Raw genomic sequence first — 17,504 nt, forward strand, 5'->3', positions numbered from 1 at the left:
TACTACCGAGTAGTATTCGGGCCCCGGGTGAAGAGCGGTCTGTCGCGCGCCCTACGCTGACTGCCAACGCCCGTACCCCAGGAGGACGGAACAGTGTTCTGGATCACGTTGGTCATTGGGCTCGCCGGTGCGGCGGTCGCTCTGGCGCTCGCTGCGCGGCGGGTGCTGTTCCTGTACGCCATCGCCAAGAGCGGGCAGCCCGACCCCGAGCGGACGCTGCAGGTCAAGCGTGACCCCAAGAAGGCCGTCGAGGGCCAGGCGGTCGAGGTCCTGGGGCAGCGCAAGCTCCTGAAGTGGACGGTGGCCGGCGCGGCGCACTTCGCCGTCATGTGGGCGTTCTTCCTGCTCGCGACCGTCTACCTGGAGGCGGCCGTCCAGCTGCTGTTCGGGCTCGAGGCGCACATCCCCGGCCTGCAGACGTGGGGCCCGATCGGGTTCGTCCAGGACACCATCGCCCTGGCGTGCCTCGCCGGCCTGATCGTCTTCACCGCGATCCGGGTCAAGAACTCGCCGAAGCGCATCGGCCGCAAGTCCCGGTTCAAGGGCTCGCACCTGTCCGGCGCCTGGATCACGCTGTTCATGATCTTCAACGTGATCTGGACGATGTTCTTCTTCCGCGGCGTCGAGGTCGCCCGCGACAACTTCGGCTACGGCGGGGCCGCCTACTTCTCGCACCTGACCGGCAAGCTGTTCGACGGGATCGGCAGCGACACCACGCTGGAGGTCCTGGAGTCCGTCGGGCTGCTGCTGCACATCGGCGTCGCGCTCGTCTTCCTGGTCTTCGTCGTCCACTCCAAGCACCTGCACATCTTCCTGGCGCCGCTGAACGTCATGTTCAAGCGCCGCCCGGACGGCCTCGGCGCCGCGCAGCCGATGATGTCGGGCGGCAAGCCGCTCGACTTCGAGGAGGCCGACCCCGACGAGGACGTCTTCGGCCGCGGCAAGATCGAGGACTTCACCTGGAAGGGCTTCCTCGACATGGCGACCTGCACCGAGTGCGGTCGCTGCCAGTCGCAGTGCCCCGCCTGGAACACCGGCAAGCCGCTGTCGCCGAAGATGCTCGTCCTGGAGCTGCGCGACCACGCGCTGGCCAAGGCGCCGTACATGACCGCGTCGGAAGAGGCCCGCAACGCGTTCACCGACGAGCAGAAGCTCGCCATGCAGGTGGACAAGGAGCTCGTCGGCGAGGACGGCGTCATCCACCCCGACGTCCTGTGGTCCTGCACCAACTGCGGCGCGTGCGTCGAGCAGTGCCCGGTCGACATCGAGCACATCGACCACATCCTGGACATGCGCCGCTTCCAGGTCATGATCGAGTCCTCGTTCCCCAGCGAGGCCGGCGTCATGCTGAAGAACCTGGAGAACAAGGGCAACCCGTGGGGCATGTCCGAGATGAAGCGCCTCGAATGGATCGAGGAGCTGGACTTCGAGGTCGAGGTCGTCGACGACAAGGTCGCCGAGGACACCGAGTACCTGTTCTGGGTCGGCTGCGCCGGCGCCCTGGAGGACCGGGCCAAGAAGACCACCAAGGCCGTCGCGGAGCTGCTGCACATCGCGGGCGTCAAGTTCGCCGTCCTCGGCCCCATGGAGGCGTGCACCGGTGACCCGGCCCGCCGCCTCGGCATGGAGTTCGTCTTCCAGATGCTCGGCCAGCAGAACGTCGAGACGCTGAACGACGCGGGGGTCAAGAAGATCGTCGCGACCTGCCCGCACTGCTTCAACACCCTGGCCAACGAGTACCCGCAGATCGGCGGGAACTACGAGGTCGTCCACCACACCCAGCTGCTCGCGCACCTCGTCGAGGAAGGCAAGCTCACCCCGGTCTCGCCGATCGAGGAGAACATCACCTACCACGACCCCTGCTTCCTGGGCCGGCACAACAAGGTCTACAAGCAGCCGCGCGACATCATGGCGACCGTCCCCGGCGTCAAGACGCAGGAGATGCACCGGCACAAGGACCGCGGCTTCTGCTGCGGCGCCGGCGGCGCCCGGATGTGGATGGAGGAGCGCATCGGCAAGCGCATCAACACCGAGCGCGTGGACGAGGCGCTGGAGACCAACCCCGACACCGTGTCCACCGCCTGCCCGTTCTGCCTCGTGATGCTGGGCGACGCCATCAACGAGAAGAAGAACGAGGGCGCGGCCAAGGAGACGCTGGAGGTCGTGGACGTGTCCCAGCTCCTGATCCGCTCGATCAAGGGCGAGGGCCGCGCGCCCGAGAAGGAGACCGTGGCCGCCGAATAGCGCGACCGACGTCGCAGGACCCCGGGCCCGCGGCCCGGGGTCCTTCCCGTTCACGGGCCGGGAACCGGCCTGCTCACAGGCGCGGAGCCCGCTCCACGGGCGGGACCGCCGGTTCCGGCTCGGCGTCCGCGGCCGGCGGGACGGCGATGAGCATGTCGCGCAGGGCGTGGACCGCCTGGTAGGGCAGGATCGCCCGGGTCGCGAGGTCGTCCACGGAGACGAGCGGGCCGTGCGCCGTCCGGGCCAGCACGATCAGCTTCGCGTGGTGCGGGTCGACGCCCGGCAGCGACGCGAGCAGGTGCTCGGGCGCCGAGTTGACGTCGACGAGCCCGCCGTCGTCGAACGTGCGCGGCAGGTCGGGACGTCCGACGGCGAGGCGGCGGGCGATCGACGGGTGGTGCGCGGCGAGCGAGCGCGCCTGCTCCCGGCGGACCCGCCGCTCGATCAGCTGGACGTTCAGCAGCGGCGGCCCGCCCTGATGACCGGCCGGATGCGGCTCGGCCGTGAGGATGGCCATGTGGACGGCGCCGCCGAACATCGTGACCAGCACCGTGAAGAAGATCGGGCCGTCCCACGGGGTGCTCTGCTCGGTCTCGGTGCTCATGACGCCGACGAAGAACAGCAGCGACAGCACCAGGTAGCCGGCCCCCATCAGCGCCAGCGCGCGGCTCCGGCGCCGTGCCCCGTAGTAGACGACCAGGGCCCAGGTCATGAATCCGAAGGTGAACACCGGGAGGGCCAGCAGGACGGTCCGCAGCGGCCATGCGACCCGCCGGGCGGGCGGCGGCGGGGGCGGCCAGGCCGCATGCTCGCCCGCGAGATGGTGGGCCGGGATGTAGAGCGGGGCGGGAGGCGGGTGGACGGCCGCCGTCGGCACCGGCGTGATCGTTTCCAGCGGGTCGGGCGGCGCGAGGCGCAGGGCCTCGGCCGCGTCGGCAGGCGGGTCGGCAGGCGGGTCGGCAGGCGGGTCGGCAGGCGCCGGCGCCTGCGCGGGCGTCCGCGCGGGCGCCCGCGCGGTCGAGGCGGCCAGGGACGGATCGGAGCGCAGGATTCCCAGGTGCAGGTTCTGCAGGCGCTCGCCGGGCTCGACGCCGAACTCGTCCGCGAGGAGGTCGCGCGCGTCCCGGTAGGCGGCGAGGGCCTCGGCCTGCCGCCCGCACCGGTACAGGGCCAGCATCAGCAGGTACCGGAACCCCTCCCGGAGCGGGAACTCGGCGACCAGCCGCAGCAGCTCCGGGACGAGACGCGCGTGCTCGCCCGACTCCAGCGCGGCCTCCGCGCACGCTTCCAGCCCGGCCGCGCGCGTCTCCTCCAGGCGGTCGCGCGCCGCGTCGAAGAACGAGCCGCTCAGGTCCGCCAGCGCCGGGCCCCGCCACATCGCGAGCGCCTCGCGCAGCATCGGCTCCGCCCGCGCCGCGTCGCCCCCGGCGAGCACCGCCTGGGCCGCCCTCACCCGCTCCTGGAAGACCTCGGCGTCCAGCGCCTCCGGCGGGACGTTCAACGCGTATCCGGCACCGGTCAGCGTCAGCAGCCGGCCCGGGGCGCGCGGCGAACGGTCCGGCTCCAGCACGCGCCGCAGCCCGGCCACGTACTTCTGGACGACGTTGGCGCCGTTGTCGGGCGGCTCGTCCCCCCACACCGCCCGCACGATCGACGCCGTCGACACCGGCCGGCCGAGCGTCAGCAGCAGGACGGCGAGGACCGCGCGCTGCTTGCCCGGCCCCAGGTCGAGCTCCCGTCCGTCCCGCCACGCGGCCGTCCGCCCCAGGATCTCGAAGCGCGGTGATGGTCCTTCGTCCGGCAGCGCCACCACCTCCGTTCACCGTCGCCGGGCGCCGCGGCAGTCGTTCGGCAGCCCGGACGCAGTGACCGCAGCATAACGACAGTGGTCCCGCACCGGCCTGCAACAGGCTGGATCCGGACATCGGGGGCGATGTCCCACGAAGGCAAACAGAGAGGGGACCTCCGGTGCCTCATCGCACACTGCGGGATCACACACTGCGGGCCGCCGGCACGCCGGCCGCGCTCATGCTCCTGCTCGCGTCCGTCGCCGCCTGCGGGCCGGCCGAGAAGACCGAGACGACACCGAGGGCGGCCTCCACGTCCGCCACCGGCTCCGCGTCGCCCGCCGCGGCGTCCAACGGGGTGGAGAAGCTGAAGTCCGCGGAGATCCTGGCCCGCGCCCGCAAGGCGACGGGGTCCGCGCGCTTCCTGCGGATGCGCGGCGACGTCCAGGAGGGCGGCGACACGTTCAAGCTCGACTTCCGCTTCGCGGGCAAGACGAAGGCGACCGGCTGGTTCCAGCAGGGCGCCGAGCGCGTCGAGATCACCAGGATCGGCAAGGACGTCTACCTCAAGGGCAACAACGCGTTCTGGAAGTCGATCGGCGGGAAGGGCGCCGTGCAGCTGTTCTCCGGCAAGCACCTCAAGACGACGACCAGCAACGCCGACTTCAAGGACCTCGCGGCCTTCACCTCCCGCACGGCCCTCTTCGACGAGGCCGTGAAAGCCGTCGGGACCTGGACGAAGGGCAAGACGGGGGCGATCGGCGGAACCCCCGCCGTGACCCTCACCGGCGCACCCGGCGAGGAGATCAGCGTCGCGACCCGGGGCGAGCCCTACGTGCTGGTGATGAACGGCGGCCCGGGGAACCGCATCGAGTACCTCGCATACGAGCAGCCGGTGGACGTCCAGCGCCCGCCCGCCGCGAGCGTCGTCGACGGCGACGCGTTCGAATGAGCCGCCGCCCGCCCGGCGTCCCGGGGCCGCGGGCCGCGCCGGGCGGGCGGCTCCCCACCCGCGGATGAGGTTGTGAACGCGGACTCCTGGTAAGACTCGGGCATGGCCGTGCTCGTGTCCGTCCTCGCGTTCGTGATGACGCTCGCCGGCGGGCTCGCCGCGATGCGCGTGCGCGACCGGCGACACCTCGTGCTCGGGCTGGCCGGCGGGCTCATGCTCGGCGTCGTCGCGTTCGACCTCATCCCCGAGTCGCTGCAGATGACGCGGCACAGCCCGCTCGGCGTGCCCGCACCGATGATCGGCTTCGCGGCCGGGTTCGTGCTGCTGCACGTCGTCGAGCAGGCCGTCGCGATCCACCGCGCCCACGAGGACGAGTACGCGCCGCACGTCCACACCCACGGCCACCGGCCGGGCGCCGGGGGGCTGCTCGCGGCGTCCGCGCTCGTCCTGCACAGCCTGGTGGACGGCCTCAGCATCGGCCTCGGCTTCCAGTCCGGGACGGACGTCGGCGTCTTCGTCGCCCTCGCCGTGATCACCCACGACTTCGCGGACGGCTTCAACACCTTCACCGCCGCCTCGCTGAACCGCGACGACCGCCGCCCCGCCGTCCTGCTGCTGCTCGCCGACGCCGCCGCGCCCGTCGCCGGGGCGGCGCTCGGCACCCTCGCGACCGTCCCGGACGCCGTCCTCGGGCCCTACCTGGGGACGTTCGCGGGCGTCCTGCTGTACCTGGCCGCCGCCGAGATCCTGCCCGAGGCGCACAGCGTCCACCCGCGCGTCATGACGCTGTGCGCCACCGGGGCCGGGCTGGTCGCCGTCCTGTTCGCCGTGAGCCTCGCCGGTTGAGGCCCGGGAACGGCGAAGGCCCGCCCGGCATCGCCGGACGGCCCTTCCTTCCGCCGACGGATCAGCTCGTCAGGGACGTCGCGTAGCTCTGGTTCGTCTTGAGCCACTCGTCGACGGCCTCGTCGGGCTTGCCCTTGTACTTGTTCTCCATGAGGTCTTCGAGCGACCCCAGCTGCTTGTCGTCCATCTTGAACTTCTTCAGCCAGTTCGCGACCTCGGCCTGGTCCTTGCCGAAGCCCTCGCGGGCGACCGTGTAGATGGCGTCCGGCTTGCCCATCGCGCCCTTCGGGTCCTTCAGGTCGCGGATCGGGTACTTCGCGTACGCCCAGTGCGGCCGCCACAGCGTGACGACGACGTCCTTCTTGGCGTCGATGGACTTCTTCAGCTCGGCGAGCATGGCGGACGTCGACGACGTCGTCACCTTGAACTCGTCCTGGAGGCCGTACGCGGGAAGCATCTTCTCCTGCGACACCCGGTACAGGCCGGAGCTCTTCTCGATGCCGATGATCTCGCCGCCGTACTGGCCGCCCTTGCCCTTCAGATCCTCCAGGGACTGGAGCGGCGAGTACTCCGGCACCGCGATCGTCAGCGGCGCCGCGTCGTACCAGGCGCCGACCTTCTCCAGCTTGTCGCCGTACTTCTTCCAGTAGTCCTCGTGCGTGCCGGGGAGCCAGGCGTCCACGAACAGGTCCACGTCGCCCTTCGACATGCCCGCGAAGAGCACGCCGACGTCGAGGGTCTTGACGTCCACCTTGTAGCCCTTGTCGGTCAGGATCCGCTTCCAGAGCGCCGTGGCGGCCTCACCCTCGGCCCAGCCCGACATCATGCCGATGGTGATCTCCTTGTCGTTCTCACCCCCGCCCGAGTCGGAGTCGCCGCACGCCGCGGCGCTCAAACCGAGCGCCAGCGTCAACGCCGCGACCGTCAGACCCTTGAACTTGAAACGCATGCCCATCCCTTCGTTGGCTTGCATCAGTGGGAGTAGGGGGAGCGGAACTCTCCGCCCGGCGGGCGGATCGGCTCTGCCGTGAATGTCAGCCGACGAGGTCGGCCGACGGTGTGGCCACTTCGCGGGGGGCCGCTCCGCGGGTGGCCTTGCCGCGCGCGAACAGCGCGCGGAGCATGCCGGGGCCCTCGCCCAGGGCGCCGGTGAGGCGGTCCAGGTAGATGGCCAGGATGACGACGGCGATGCCGCCCTCGAAGCCCTTCGCCACGTCCACCCGGTTGATGCCCTCCAGCACCACGCCGCCGAGGCCGCCCGCGCCGACCATGCCCGCGATGACGACCATCGACAGCGACAGCATGATCAGCTGGTTGACGCCGGCCATGATCGACGGCATGGCGAGCGGGATCTGGATCCGGGTCAGGATCCGGTTCGGGGGCGTGCCGAACGCCTCGCCCGCCTCCACCATCTCCGGGTCGACGCCGCGGATGCCGAGCTCGGTCAGCCGCACCCCGGGCGGCATCGCGAAGATGACCGTCGCGACCACGCCCGGCACGGAGCCGATGCTGAAGAAGAAGATCGCCGGGATCAGGTAGACGAACGCCGGCATCGTCTGCATGAAGTCGAGGACGGGCCGGACGATCCGGCTCACCACGTCGCTGCGCGCCGCCGCGATGCCGATCGGTATCGACAGGACCGTGGACACCACCGCCGACACGAGCACCAGCGCCAGCGAGTCCATCGAGTCGTCCCACAGCTCGATGCTGTCGATCAGCGCGAAGCCGAGGACGGTGAACAGGCTGAGCCGCCAGCCGCTGACCGCCAGCGCGATGACGGCGAGCACCAGGGTCACCCCCAGCGGCGGCAGGAACGTCAGGACGTCCGTCAGCCCGTCGACCGACGTCTCGATCGCCGTCCCGATCCCGTCGAACAGCCACGACAGGTGGTCGGTGCACCAGCTCACCAGGGTGTCGAACCACTCGCCGATCGGCGCCCTGGGCAGCTCGATCGCATCACTCACCGTCGCCGCCCTCCTTCGCCAGCGCGAGTTCCGGACCTTCCCCGGCGGCCTCCCCGACAGCCTCCCCGACGGCCTCCTCGACCGTCGAGTTGATCGCGCCGAGCGCCGCCAGCAGCGTCACCCGCGGGATCACGCCGAGCAGCCTGCCGTCCCCGTCCGCGACCGGGACCGGCAGCTCGCTCTCGGCGCACCGGACGAACAGGTCCGCGACCGGGGTGTCGGGCGCCACGGGCCCCGGCTCCCCCAGGTCGATCAGCCCGTCCAGGCTCTGCACGTTCTCCCGCACCGCGTCGGCGATCACCGTCGCACGGACCCGGCCGATCAGCTTGCGGTCGCGTCCGACGACGAACGCCGCGGACGTCTGGTGCTCGCGCATCGTCCGGAGCGCCGTCCGCGGCCCCGTCGACGCCGGCACCGTGACCAGCGGCTTCTCCATGACGGACGACGCCGTCAGCACTCTGGTACGGTCCACATCCGCGACGAACTGGGCGACGTAGTCGTTGGCCGGGTCCGTCAGGATCTCCTCGGCCGTGCCGATCTGCACGATCCGGCCCTCCCGCATCACGGCGATCCGGTCGCCGATGCGCATGGCCTCGTTCAGGTCGTGGGTGATGAAGACGATCGTCTTCCCGAACCGCCCCTGCAGATCGAGCAGCAGATCCTGGACCTCCCGCCGGATGAGCGGGTCCAGGGCGCTGAACGCCTCGTCCATCAAGATGATGTCGGTACCGGACGCGAGCGCCCGGGCGAGCCCCACGCGCTGCTGCATGCCGCCGGACAACTGGCCGGGAACCTTGTCCTCCCAGCCCTCGAGTCCGACCAGGGCCAGGAACTCCCGCGCCTTCCTCTCGCGTTCCTCCTTCGCGACGCCGCGGACTTCGAGCCCGTACGCCGCGTTGGCCAGAACCGTCCGGTGGGGGAACAGCGCGAAGTGCTGGAAGACCATGCTGACCTTGTTCTGCCGGAGCGCCCGCAGCGCCTTCGGCGACAACTTCGCGATGTCCTGACCGTCGATCTCGACGCTTCCGGAGGTGACCCCGAGCAGCCCGTTCAGCATCCGGATCAGGGTCGACTTCCCCGACCCCGACAGTCCCATGACCACGAAGATCTCGCCCTGCCGGACCTCGAACGAGGCGTCCACCACGGCGGGTGTGACCCCGAGCGCGCGGACCGCCTCCAGATCGGCGCCCGCCTTCAGTTTCCGGTGTGCCTCTGCCGCCTTACGACCGAACAGCTTGGTGACGCTTTCCGCGCGGAGTACTGACACGATCTCCTTCCGGGTTCCCACGGTCATGCGCGGAAACGGGTCGCCCTGGACGTCCGCACCTCACGCGAAGAGGCCGTAAACCGGACGCCGAACCTGTGCGTCACCCGAAACTACCCGTCCAGAGAACATGTTTCATCTTTTGGGCACTCTCGTCACGTTCAGGTCACAAAAGGACTACACCTTCGTCCGGTGGAAGTTCAGGAACGACCGCGACGGCGTCGGTCCCCGCTGGTCCTGGTACCGCGACCCGTACTTCGCCGACCCGTAGGGGTACTCCGCCGGCGAGCTCGTCCGGAACAGGCACATCTGCCCGATCTTCATCCCCGGCCACAACTTGATCGGCAGCGTCGCCACGTTCGACAGCTCCAACGTGACATGACCGCTGAACCCGGGATCGATCCACCCGGCGGTCGAGTGGGTGAGCAGCCCCAGCCGCCCCAGCGAGCTCTTCCCCTCCAGCCGCGCCGCGAGGTCCTCCGGCAGCCCGAACACCTCGAACGTCGACGCGAGCACGAACTCCCCGGGATGCAGGACGAACGCCTCGTCCGCCTCCACCTCCACCAGCCGCGTCAGATCCGGCTGCTCCACAGCGGGATCGATGTGCGGATACTTGTGGTTCTCGAACACCCGGAAGTACCGGTCCAGCCTTACATCCACACTGGACGGCTGAACCATGCCCGCCTCGTACGGGTCGATCTTCACCCGCCCGGACTCGAGCTCGGCCCTGATATCACGATCGCTGAGCAGCACCCCGAAACGCTATCCCACCCCACACCCCACCCGGCGATCCGGTACAGTATCCACAGCATGGAGCCCCCAGGGGCCCCCACGCGGGTGTAGTTCAATGGTAGAACTTCAGCTTCCCAAGCTGACAGCGCGGGTTCGATTCCCGTCACCCGCTCCACTACAAAGGCCCAGGTCAGGGACTGATCATTGGGCCTGGGCCTTGATCATTTGTGCGCTCTAGCGCCCGCCGTGCAATTGAGCCACCGGCGCGAGCGACCGGGCCGTCCCGCCGTCTCTTCTTCGTCGTCCTGGTTGTGTTGGGGGACTCCCACTCGACCTCGAGGGTGTGCCCGACCCGAACACGTCCCCTGGATCGGCCCGCCCCATCCGGCCTGACAAACGGCCCGGTGTCAGCGGCTTTACCGCTCAGAAATCCTCCGCCACGTCGTCAGTTCTGGTAGCCCCTCGCCACCTGCGGAAGGATTGACGACCATGACCGACGCCAGACTGCTAGGCGACGACGAGGCCGCGTTCATCGCGGCGGCCCGCTCAAACGACGCGGCACAGTTCGCGTTCATCACGGAGCGCTACCGGCGTGAGCTGCAGGTGCACTGCTACCGGATGCTCGCGAACTACGAGGACGCCCAGGACATGACGCAGGAGACGTTCCTGCGGGTGTGGAACAAGCGGGAGTCGTTCAAGGGCCACGCTGCGTTGCGGACCTGGCTGTACCGGATCGCGACGAACGCCTGCCTCGACTTCCTGGAGAAGCGCAACGACCGCACACCCGTGCCTGCCGAGCTGCCGGACGCGGGGTCGCAAGTGCGCTACCTGCAGCCCTACCCGGACCGGATGCTCCCGGAGGACCCGCAGGAATCGGTGGTGGCGCGGGAGACGATCGAGCTGGCGTTCATCGTCGCCGTCCAGCACCTGCCGCCGCGGCAGCGGGCGGTGTTCATCCTGCGCGACGTCCTCGGCTGGCCGGCGTCGAAGGCCGCCGACGCCCTCGAGCTGACCGTCGCATCGGTGACCAGCGCACTGCAGCGGGCGCGCGTGACGATGCGCGAGCAGCTGCCCGCCCGCCGCCTCGACTGGCGGAGCCCCGCCACGCACGAGCTGTCGGATGACGAGCGCGGCGTGGTGAGGTCGTATATGGACGCCCATGAGCGCAACGACCTCGACGGGCTGATGGGCCTACTGCGCGACGACCTGCGCTTCGCGATGCTGCCCGACCCGGGCACCTTGATCGTCACGGCCAAGGACGCGGTGGACGGCTGGGTCTCCGGTGGGCTGTTCCAGCGTGGCCACGACGACTGGCGCTGCATCGCCACGACGGTCAACCGCATGCCTGCCGCCGTGCTGTACCTCCGCACCCCCGACAACCCGGAATACCGTTTGTCCAACATCGCGGTCCTGCACATCGTCGACGGGAAGATCGCCGAACTCACCGGATTCGACGCCACCGACAAACCCTGGCTGGGCCTGCCCGCGGCGCTGTGATCAGACAAGTCCCCATCGTGGACGAGTCCAGCGCACGGGCAGGCGTCACCGAAGTCACCGCGGAATGAGCACCCCGACCAACTGAACACCAACGCGGCAACGCGAACACCAGATACCCGAAGAACACCGTCAGATCAACGAGGCCGTCGGCCCCATCTTCAGCGAGTCGGTCCACAGCTCACTTGGAACGCGAGGCAGGGCCCGGGAAAGGGTTCCCTCATAGCCGAGGGCCATGGTGAGCACGCCAGGAAAGATTTCGACCTGGCCTTACGAGCCGAGCATTTTGGCTCGTGGTCAGCGCCTCGTCTCGTATCGGGTCAGCACCACGCCGCCGGGAAATGTCCGCGTCTCGACCAGGTTCAGTTTCACCCAGTTGTCCAGGGCTGTGAAGAACGGCGTGCCGCCGCCCACCAGGACCGGGTGGGTGACGATCGCGTACTCGTCGATCAGCCCGGCCCGCATGGCCGCCGCGGCGAGTGTGCCGCTGCTGACGTCCATGGGGCCGCCGTCCTCGGCCTTGAGCCGGGTGATCTCGGTGACCGCGTCGCCGGTGACCAGGCGGGCGTTCCAGTCGACCGTGCTGATCGTCGAGGAGAACACCACCTTCGGCATGTCCCGCCAGCGGCGGGCGAACTCGACCTGCGCCGGTGTGGCGCCAGGCTGCTGGTCGGCGGTCGGCCAGTGAGAGCTCATCGCCTCCCACAATTTGCGCCCGTACAGCGCCAGGCTCGTCGCGTCCACCCGGTCGGACCACCACTGGAAGAACTCGTCGCTCGGCACGCTCCAACCAAGGTCGTCGCCAGGCGCGGCGATATAGCCGTCCAGGGTCACGTTCATGGCGAAGATCAGTTTCCGCATCGTGCCAGCCTCCTGTGAGTCGATCTCGCACGTACAGACGGGCGCGGCGCGGAAACCTAATCGGTGCGCGATCTGCGTCCGCGGGTAGTCCTCGCGTTCCCGGCTCAGCACGACGTACTCGGTGGTCTCGGCGGGCTCGAGCACCACCGACCGGATCTCGATCTCCATGAGCGGGCTGTAAGCCAGGGCGATCAAGAGTCATTCACGGTCACTCCCGGAACACCGCGACTGCATGTCGACCGGGTGGACCAGCAAGATCGAAGCTATTCTCAAGCTGACGGCGCGGGTTCGATTCCCGTCACCTGCTCACGACGAAGGCCCAGGTCAGGGACATGATTCCTGACGCTGGGCCTTGATCGTTTTTCGTTGACATCACTATCGTGCAATTAGCGTGGAACCAAGTCACGGGCACCAGTGACCCCGCCGCCCCGTCATCGTCGTCCCCCCAAATTCGGCGTTCCGTGCCTCCTCATGATGATGTGCTCTTCGTGCAGTACCGAGCGGTGCTCCACCCTCCGGCCGCGCCGCCGCAGCACCCGCCCGAGCCGGTTGAGCAGCAGCCGAGCAGTGAACGGCCGAGGCGGCGCCGCGAGTGCATCCGGGGGGATAGGCGCCGCCGCGCCGCCTCAGCCTTCCCAGGACCGTCCCACTCAGCGCGGGGGCGGCCCCAACCGGTGATGACACGCCACCATCACCCGGCTCTTTTCAACACCGGACGCCTCACGCGCTGCCACATTGCTCCAGTGCCTCACGCAACGCCGTCGAGTCCGACCGGACCACCGTCGCATCCACGCCCGCGGCCGATGTTGCCCGTGTGGCGGAGGCCATGGACGTGGATCGCACCGACCTCCAACTCTGACCTCTCCAGCGTCCGAGCCCAGACCTTGGAGAAGTCGCTCCTGTCGGAGCTGCCCGCCCGGACGCCGACGAACACGAAGCCGTTGGGGCCGGGTTGGACGTACCCATCCGGGTGCTTGTACAGGTTGGGGATGATGACCAGGCCGATGGGAGTGCTATGTGCCAGGCGTTTGCTATTCGAGTCCTCAATCCGTGCGCTTATGCATGACCGTGAGGTGATGCCGGTCGCGGTGTGGCACGTGGCGGCCACCTCCCGGAAGGCTGAAGACCGCGCAGACGGCGGCGGGCCGGGTGAGGATGCTCGACTGCTTGCCGAAGGTGAGGGTGCTGTTGACTTGGTGCTGGCAGCCTGCGTCGTCAAGGGCCCTGATCAGGTCCTCGCGGAGGATCCTGCGGGCGGTTCAGGGGAAGGAGTCGAGATCGTGGCCTCTATAGTCCGACTGGCCGTGCCCGTTGCGCGCCCGTCAGAGCGGATGATCATGGTCGCGTCGGTCGCCCACGGGGGACGCCGCGGACCATGGCCCACCTTGCGCCGTTCGAATCGAGTCGGCACCTTGGATGGGTCCGGGAGACACAGCATGCCGTAGCATCCTGGTTCATCGACATGGCTCGTCCTGAGTCACCTCCTCATGCGACATTGGAAGCATGTCCCGCGACCGTCGGCTGCGAGTCACCTTCGACAGGGCCGCCGCCATCTATCAGGACGCGCGCCCTGACTATCCAGCCGGGTTGTATTCCGACCTGCTCGCGGTCACGGGGCTCGAAACGCCCGGAAACCTGCTCGAAGTGGGGTGCGGTCCAGGAAAGGCCACGCTGCCGCTGGCACGGATGGGTTTTCGGATCACCGCGGTCGAACTCGGCGACGCCTTGGCCGCGGAGGCACGGCACCGCCTCGCCGACTTCGTCGGCGTATCGGTGATCACGTCGTCTTTCGAGGACTGGAGGCCGCCGACCGGCGCCCTCTTCGACCTCGTCTACGCGGCCACCGCCTGGAAATGGGTGGATCCGCAGGTCAAGTACGCCAAGGCCGCCGCCCTCCTCGCGCAAGGCGGCCACTTGGCCGTCTGGGACGCCACGCACGCCTTCCCTCCGGGCTTCGACCCGTTCTTCACCGACATCCAGCAGGTCTATGACGAGATCGGCGAAGGCGATGGTGGTCCCTGGCCACCGCCAGCACCCGAGGAGCAGACCGATCCGAACGCCGGCGAGTTCGAGGCCTCCGGGCACTTCACGGTCGTCGGGGCGCGACGCTACCTCTGGGCCCTGCGCTACACCGCGGACCAGTACATCGTCCTGCTGCAGACCTTCTCCGGCCACATCGCCATGGAGCCCTCCATACGCGAACATCTGTACCGCGAGATACGCCACCGCCTCGCCGCCCGCCCAGACGGACTACTGACCCGGCACTGGTCCGCCGTCCTGACCATCGGCCGACGTCTCTGACCCGGGGTAGAAGTGAGAATCGCAACCGTATCGCCGTGGCGGTGGGCTGATGACTGCCGAGACAGTGGCGCTCGCCCTCGCCGGCGGGCGAGGAGCATTTCTGCACGTGATGCCAAGATGTCTCGCCATTGCCAAACCATCAGTGCTATTCGCCGTGTCTCGTCTCGGCGCGGGTCAAAGGTTGATCAGGTGCAGCAGGCGCTGGTGCCCTCCTTGGCGAGGGTGTCGGCGTCGTTCTTGACCGTGTAGACCTCCCAGGGCTCGCCGCCGGGGCCGTGGACCCAGACCTTGTCCTGTAGCGCGTAGCAGCAGGACGTGTCGTTCTCCTCCAGGGTGGCCAGACCGGCATCGGCGAGGCGCTTGGTCGCCTCGTGGACGAGGCCGGAGTCTTCGACCTCGACGCCGAGGTGGTCCATGCGGGTCGGCTCGTCGCCCTCGCCCTCGATGAGGACGAGTTTGAGCGGCGGCTCGCTGATGGCGAAGTTGGCGTAGCCCGGACGGAGCTTGGCCGGTCCGGTGCCGAACAGCTCGGAGTAGAAGGCGATCGAGCCTTCCAGGTCGGACACGCGAAGTGCGAGCTGGACGCGGGACATGCGGTTCCTCCTCGGTGGCGGGCCGTGTGCTGCTTAGATATCCGTCTAAGTAGCCCGTGACCCGAGTATGCGCCCAGAGATAGATGGATGTCAAATTAGAGATGTGTCTAAGTAGGGCCGCCGGTACGGGCCGTGGCGCGGGTTCCCTTCTCCGACTTAATCGTTTATCGTCGATGGACGATGAACATGGAGAAGGGGCCGCTCGAACGATCGGCCGCCACCGAGTACGCGGCGTGGTTCAAGGCGTTGGCCGACCCGACGCGCGTCCAGATCGTGTCGCTGCTCGCCCGGCAGGGACGGCCGATGAGCGTCGGCGAGATCGTCGACGCCGTCCACGTCGGGCAGTCGACCGTGTCCGCGCATCTCAAGGTGCTGTCGGAGGTCAGGTTCGTCCTGGTCGACCAGCACGGCACCTCCCGCTTCTACCGGATCAACGCCGCGTGCGTGGGGTGCTTCCCGACCGCCGCCGATGTGGTCATGGGCCGTCCCGCACCGATCACGCCGACCTGCCCGCCCGAAGGGGGCGACCGATGACCGACTCACGCGCCGACGGCACGTCCGCGACCGACGCCACCATCGTGACGAGATACTCCGGCCTCGCCCGGATCGCGATGGCCGGCGACACCCCGCAGGACGGCGGCCAGTGCGGCGACTCCTGTTTCGGTGCCGCCGCCACCGCCGCGAACTGCACGCGGCCGGTTTCACCGCCGTCGCGATCACCCCGACCGGCGAGGCGGGCGGCGGGCTGCACGCGGCCACCGTCCACGCCGTCAAGCCCACTGGCTGACCGTCCGGAAGAGCGCCATGGCACCTCATGACCACGACGTCCCCGGCATCTCCCTTCGGGCGATGCGACCGCAAGACGCCGACCAGGTGTTGAAGATCTACCAGGACGGCCTGGACACCGGTGACGCCAGTTTCGAAACCACCGCGCCCACCTGGGACGAGTTCGACGCCGCCAGGCTCGACCGGTACCGCTACGTCGCGGCCGACCCCGCCGCGGCGGCGAGCACCGACGTGCTCGGCTGGATCGCCGCCAGTCCCGTGTCCGACCGCTGCTGCTACGCCGGTGTCGTGGAGCACAGCATCTACGTCAGCCCCCGCGCCCGTGGCCGAGGCGTCGGCGCCGCCCTGCTGGCGGCGTTCATCGCCGCTACCGAAGCCGATGGCGTCTGGACGATCCAGACCGGCATCTTCCCCGAGAACACGCCCAGCCTCAGGCTGCATGCCAAAGCCGGGTTCCGCACCGTCGGCGTCCGCGAACGGCTCGGCCGCCTGCACGGCCGTTGGCGGGACGTCGTCCTGCTGGAACGCCGCAGCCCCGTCGTCCTGTAGAGGCAGCCGGACGGGACCACACCGGGACGGGGCCGGTGTGGTCCCGCGAGGGCCTACGTGAAGGCCGGCATCAGGTGGTCGTGGATCAGCCGGAGCTGGCCGTCCACGTCGGGGACGCCGGCGAGGTCGCGCCCCGTGAAGGACTTCACGAGGCCGGGGTCGGTGATGGCGCAGATCATGTGGTTCACGCCCGTCGGGGCGATCTCGGACTCGATCTTGGCGCGGACCTCCTCGGGGGTGCCGGCCAGCGACAGTCTCTCGGTGATCTCGGGGGTGGTCATCTCGATGCCCTTGGCCAGGTCGCCGGCGCCGATGGCGTCGATGATCGGGGCCATGTCGGCCGGGTCGACGCCGTTGCGCTCCAGCTGCTCGGCCGGCATCGCCGAGGCGTACAGGCCGACCATGCTGCGGGCCGCCTCCTTGGCGGCGGCCGAGTCGGGGCCGACGGCGAAGACGACCCAGGCGCCGATGTCGAGCGTGCGCCAGTCCCTGCCCGCGCGTTCGGCGCCGGCCTTGACGTGCTCGACGGCGTACTCGTAGGCGCGGCGGGAGTAGCTGAGCGCGTGGTGGACGCCGTCGGACAGCTCGCCGGCCGCCTCGAACGACTTCGGCCCGCGCATCGCGCCGATCTTGACGGGCAGCCGCGTCTGGACGGGACGGGCGAAGGTGAACAGGCCGTCGTAGGAGTAGAACTCGCCGTCGCGGGTGATGGCGCCCTCGTCCAGCAGGGTGCGGACGACGGCGACGGCCTCCTTGACGCGGCTGAGCGGCTTGGTCTTCGTCCAGTCGATCTTGTACTGGGCGAGCACCCCGAAGTTGCCGCTGCCGAGGACGACCTCGGCGCGGCCTCCGGTCAGCTCGTCCAGCGTCGCGGCGGCCTGGGCGATCAGGGACGGCTCGCGCAGGGTCACCGCCGACACCGACGGGCCGAGGCGGATCTGCGAGGTGTTCGCCGCGGCGGCGGCGAACAGCAGCCAGAGGTCCTTGTGCCACGGCTCGTCGGCGGCGTACACGGCGTGGAAACCGAGCTCGTCGGCGAGCTCGATCGAGGCCAGCGACTCCGAGAGCGGGTAGTCGGGGAGCATGGCGTAGCTGAACTTCACGGGGGACGTCTCCTTGCGGTGCGCGCCT

General features: G+C 69.3%; 15 protein-coding genes, 1 tRNA gene and 1 pseudogene. 9 read left to right on the top strand and 8 right to left on the bottom strand.

Annotated elements, in window-relative coordinates; translation table 11 throughout:
• Positions 1 to 93 precede the first annotated feature (93 nt).
• On the top strand, positions 94 to 2,244 hold the full coding sequence (locus SM611_RS16370) for a (Fe-S)-binding protein (RefSeq protein WP_371950397.1): 2,151 nt from the start codon (positions 94 to 96) through the stop codon (positions 2,242 to 2,244).
• 73 nt (positions 2,245 to 2,317) lie between these two features.
• On the opposite strand, the gene SM611_RS16375 is transcribed toward SM611_RS16370, so the two are convergent.
• The gene (locus SM611_RS16375) at positions 2,318 to 4,057 is read right to left on the bottom strand and encodes an AfsR/SARP family transcriptional regulator (protein ID WP_371950398.1); all 1,740 of its coding nucleotides are present in this window, start codon (positions 4,055 to 4,057) and stop codon (positions 2,318 to 2,320) included.
• A 155-nt stretch (positions 4,058 to 4,212) separates the two neighbouring features.
• Between SM611_RS16375 and SM611_RS16380 the strand changes: the two genes are divergently transcribed.
• Both SM611_RS16380 and SM611_RS16385 read left to right on the top strand, forming a co-directional pair.
• The gene (locus SM611_RS16380) at positions 4,213 to 4,983 is read left to right on the top strand and encodes a hypothetical protein (protein WP_371950399.1); all 771 of its coding nucleotides are present in this window, start codon (positions 4,213 to 4,215) and stop codon (positions 4,981 to 4,983) included.
• A gap of 102 nt (positions 4,984 to 5,085) precedes the next feature.
• Positions 5,086 to 5,829, top strand: a complete 744-nt coding sequence (locus tag SM611_RS16385) for a ZIP family metal transporter (RefSeq protein ID WP_371950400.1) — start codon at positions 5,086 to 5,088, stop codon at positions 5,827 to 5,829.
• A 61-nt stretch (positions 5,830 to 5,890) separates the two neighbouring features.
• Here the strand turns inward: SM611_RS16385 and SM611_RS16390 are convergent, their stop codons facing one another.
• From SM611_RS16390 to dcd, 4 genes and pseudogenes are all read right to left on the bottom strand, one after another.
• Complete coding sequence (locus SM611_RS16390; protein ID WP_371950401.1) at positions 5,891 to 6,778, bottom strand: glycine betaine ABC transporter substrate-binding protein; 888 nt, start codon at positions 6,776 to 6,778, stop codon at positions 5,891 to 5,893.
• A gap of 190 nt (positions 6,779 to 6,968) precedes the next feature.
• Positions 6,969 to 7,619, bottom strand: a pseudogene (locus tag SM611_RS16395) (ABC transporter permease); the annotation flags it as partial.
• 166 nt (positions 7,620 to 7,785) lie between these two features.
• On the bottom strand, positions 7,786 to 9,060 hold the full coding sequence (locus SM611_RS16400) for a quaternary amine ABC transporter ATP-binding protein (protein WP_371950403.1): 1,275 nt from the start codon (positions 9,058 to 9,060) through the stop codon (positions 7,786 to 7,788).
• A 174-nt stretch (positions 9,061 to 9,234) separates the two neighbouring features.
• Complete coding sequence (gene dcd, locus SM611_RS16405; RefSeq protein ID WP_371950404.1) at positions 9,235 to 9,810, bottom strand: dCTP deaminase; 576 nt, start codon at positions 9,808 to 9,810, stop codon at positions 9,235 to 9,237.
• Between the two features lie 80 nt (positions 9,811 to 9,890).
• On the opposite strand from dcd, the gene SM611_RS16410 reads away from it, so the two are divergent.
• Together SM611_RS16410 and SM611_RS16415 are read left to right on the top strand one after the other, a co-directional pair.
• A tRNA-Gly gene (locus tag SM611_RS16410) sits at positions 9,891 to 9,964 on the top strand.
• 314 nt (positions 9,965 to 10,278) lie between these two features.
• On the top strand, positions 10,279 to 11,286 hold the full coding sequence (locus tag SM611_RS16415; protein ID WP_371950405.1) for an RNA polymerase subunit sigma-70: 1,008 nt from the start codon (positions 10,279 to 10,281) through the stop codon (positions 11,284 to 11,286).
• A gap of 294 nt (positions 11,287 to 11,580) precedes the next feature.
• Here the strand turns inward: SM611_RS16415 and SM611_RS16420 are convergent, their stop codons facing one another.
• Entirely contained in the window at positions 11,581 to 12,144 is a 564-nt protein-coding gene (locus SM611_RS16420; RefSeq protein WP_371950501.1) for a dihydrofolate reductase family protein, read from the bottom strand.
• 1,503 nt (positions 12,145 to 13,647) lie between these two features.
• Between SM611_RS16420 and SM611_RS16425 the strand changes: the two genes are divergently transcribed.
• Positions 13,648 to 14,445 (top strand): class I SAM-dependent methyltransferase, encoded by a 798-nt coding sequence (locus SM611_RS16425; RefSeq protein WP_371950406.1) that lies wholly within the window; start codon positions 13,648 to 13,650, stop codon positions 14,443 to 14,445.
• Positions 14,446 to 14,630: 185 nt separating this feature from the next.
• Here SM611_RS16425 and SM611_RS16430 read toward each other — a convergent pair whose 3' ends face one another.
• Positions 14,631 to 15,038, bottom strand: a complete 408-nt coding sequence (locus tag SM611_RS16430) for an ArsI/CadI family heavy metal resistance metalloenzyme (protein ID WP_371950407.1) — start codon at positions 15,036 to 15,038, stop codon at positions 14,631 to 14,633.
• A gap of 180 nt (positions 15,039 to 15,218) precedes the next feature.
• Here SM611_RS16430 and SM611_RS16435 point away from each other — a divergent pair, with 180 nt between their 5' ends.
• From SM611_RS16435 to SM611_RS16445, 3 genes are all read left to right on the top strand, one after another.
• Positions 15,219 to 15,572, top strand: a complete 354-nt coding sequence (locus SM611_RS16435; protein ID WP_371950408.1) for an ArsR/SmtB family transcription factor — start codon at positions 15,219 to 15,221, stop codon at positions 15,570 to 15,572.
• Between the two features lie 109 nt (positions 15,573 to 15,681).
• Entirely contained in the window at positions 15,682 to 15,825 is a 144-nt protein-coding gene (locus SM611_RS16440) for a hypothetical protein (protein ID WP_371950409.1), read from the top strand.
• Between the two features lie 62 nt (positions 15,826 to 15,887).
• On the top strand, positions 15,888 to 16,373 hold the full coding sequence (locus SM611_RS16445; RefSeq protein WP_371950410.1) for a GNAT family N-acetyltransferase: 486 nt from the start codon (positions 15,888 to 15,890) through the stop codon (positions 16,371 to 16,373).
• A 53-nt stretch (positions 16,374 to 16,426) separates the two neighbouring features.
• Here the strand turns inward: SM611_RS16445 and SM611_RS16450 are convergent, their stop codons facing one another.
• Complete coding sequence (locus tag SM611_RS16450; protein WP_371950411.1) at positions 16,427 to 17,476, bottom strand: LLM class flavin-dependent oxidoreductase; 1,050 nt, start codon at positions 17,474 to 17,476, stop codon at positions 16,427 to 16,429.
• Positions 17,477 to 17,504: the final 28 nt, after the last annotated feature.

The sequence above is a fragment of the Actinomadura monticuli genome (genome assembly GCF_041463655.1).
Lineage (GTDB): Bacteria > Actinomycetota > Actinomycetes > Streptosporangiales > Streptosporangiaceae > Spirillospora > Spirillospora monticuli.

What these genes read in the sequence shown, in the direction of transcription:
- SM611_RS16445 (WP_371950410.1), top strand. Translation starts at nt 15,888, where the DNA reads ATGCGACCGCAAGACGCCGACCAGGTGTTGAAGATCTACCAGGACGGC.
- SM611_RS16385 (WP_371950400.1), top strand. Translation starts at nt 5,086, where the DNA reads ATGGCCGTGCTCGTGTCCGTCCTCGCGTTCGTGATGACGCTCGCCGGC.
- SM611_RS16415 (WP_371950405.1), top strand. Translation starts at nt 10,279, where the DNA reads ATGACCGACGCCAGACTGCTAGGCGACGACGAGGCCGCGTTCATCGCG.
- SM611_RS16420 (WP_371950501.1), bottom strand. Translation starts at nt 12,144, where the DNA reads ATGCGGAAACTGATCTTCGCCATGAACGTGACCCTGGACGGCTATATC.
- SM611_RS16390 (WP_371950401.1), bottom strand. Translation starts at nt 6,778, where the DNA reads ATGCGTTTCAAGTTCAAGGGTCTGACGGTCGCGGCGTTGACGCTGGCG.
- SM611_RS16435 (WP_371950408.1), top strand. Translation starts at nt 15,219, where the DNA reads ATGAACATGGAGAAGGGGCCGCTCGAACGATCGGCCGCCACCGAGTAC.
- SM611_RS16430 (WP_371950407.1), bottom strand. Translation starts at nt 15,038, where the DNA reads ATGTCCCGCGTCCAGCTCGCACTTCGCGTGTCCGACCTGGAAGGCTCG.
- SM611_RS16425 (WP_371950406.1), top strand. Translation starts at nt 13,648, where the DNA reads ATGTCCCGCGACCGTCGGCTGCGAGTCACCTTCGACAGGGCCGCCGCC.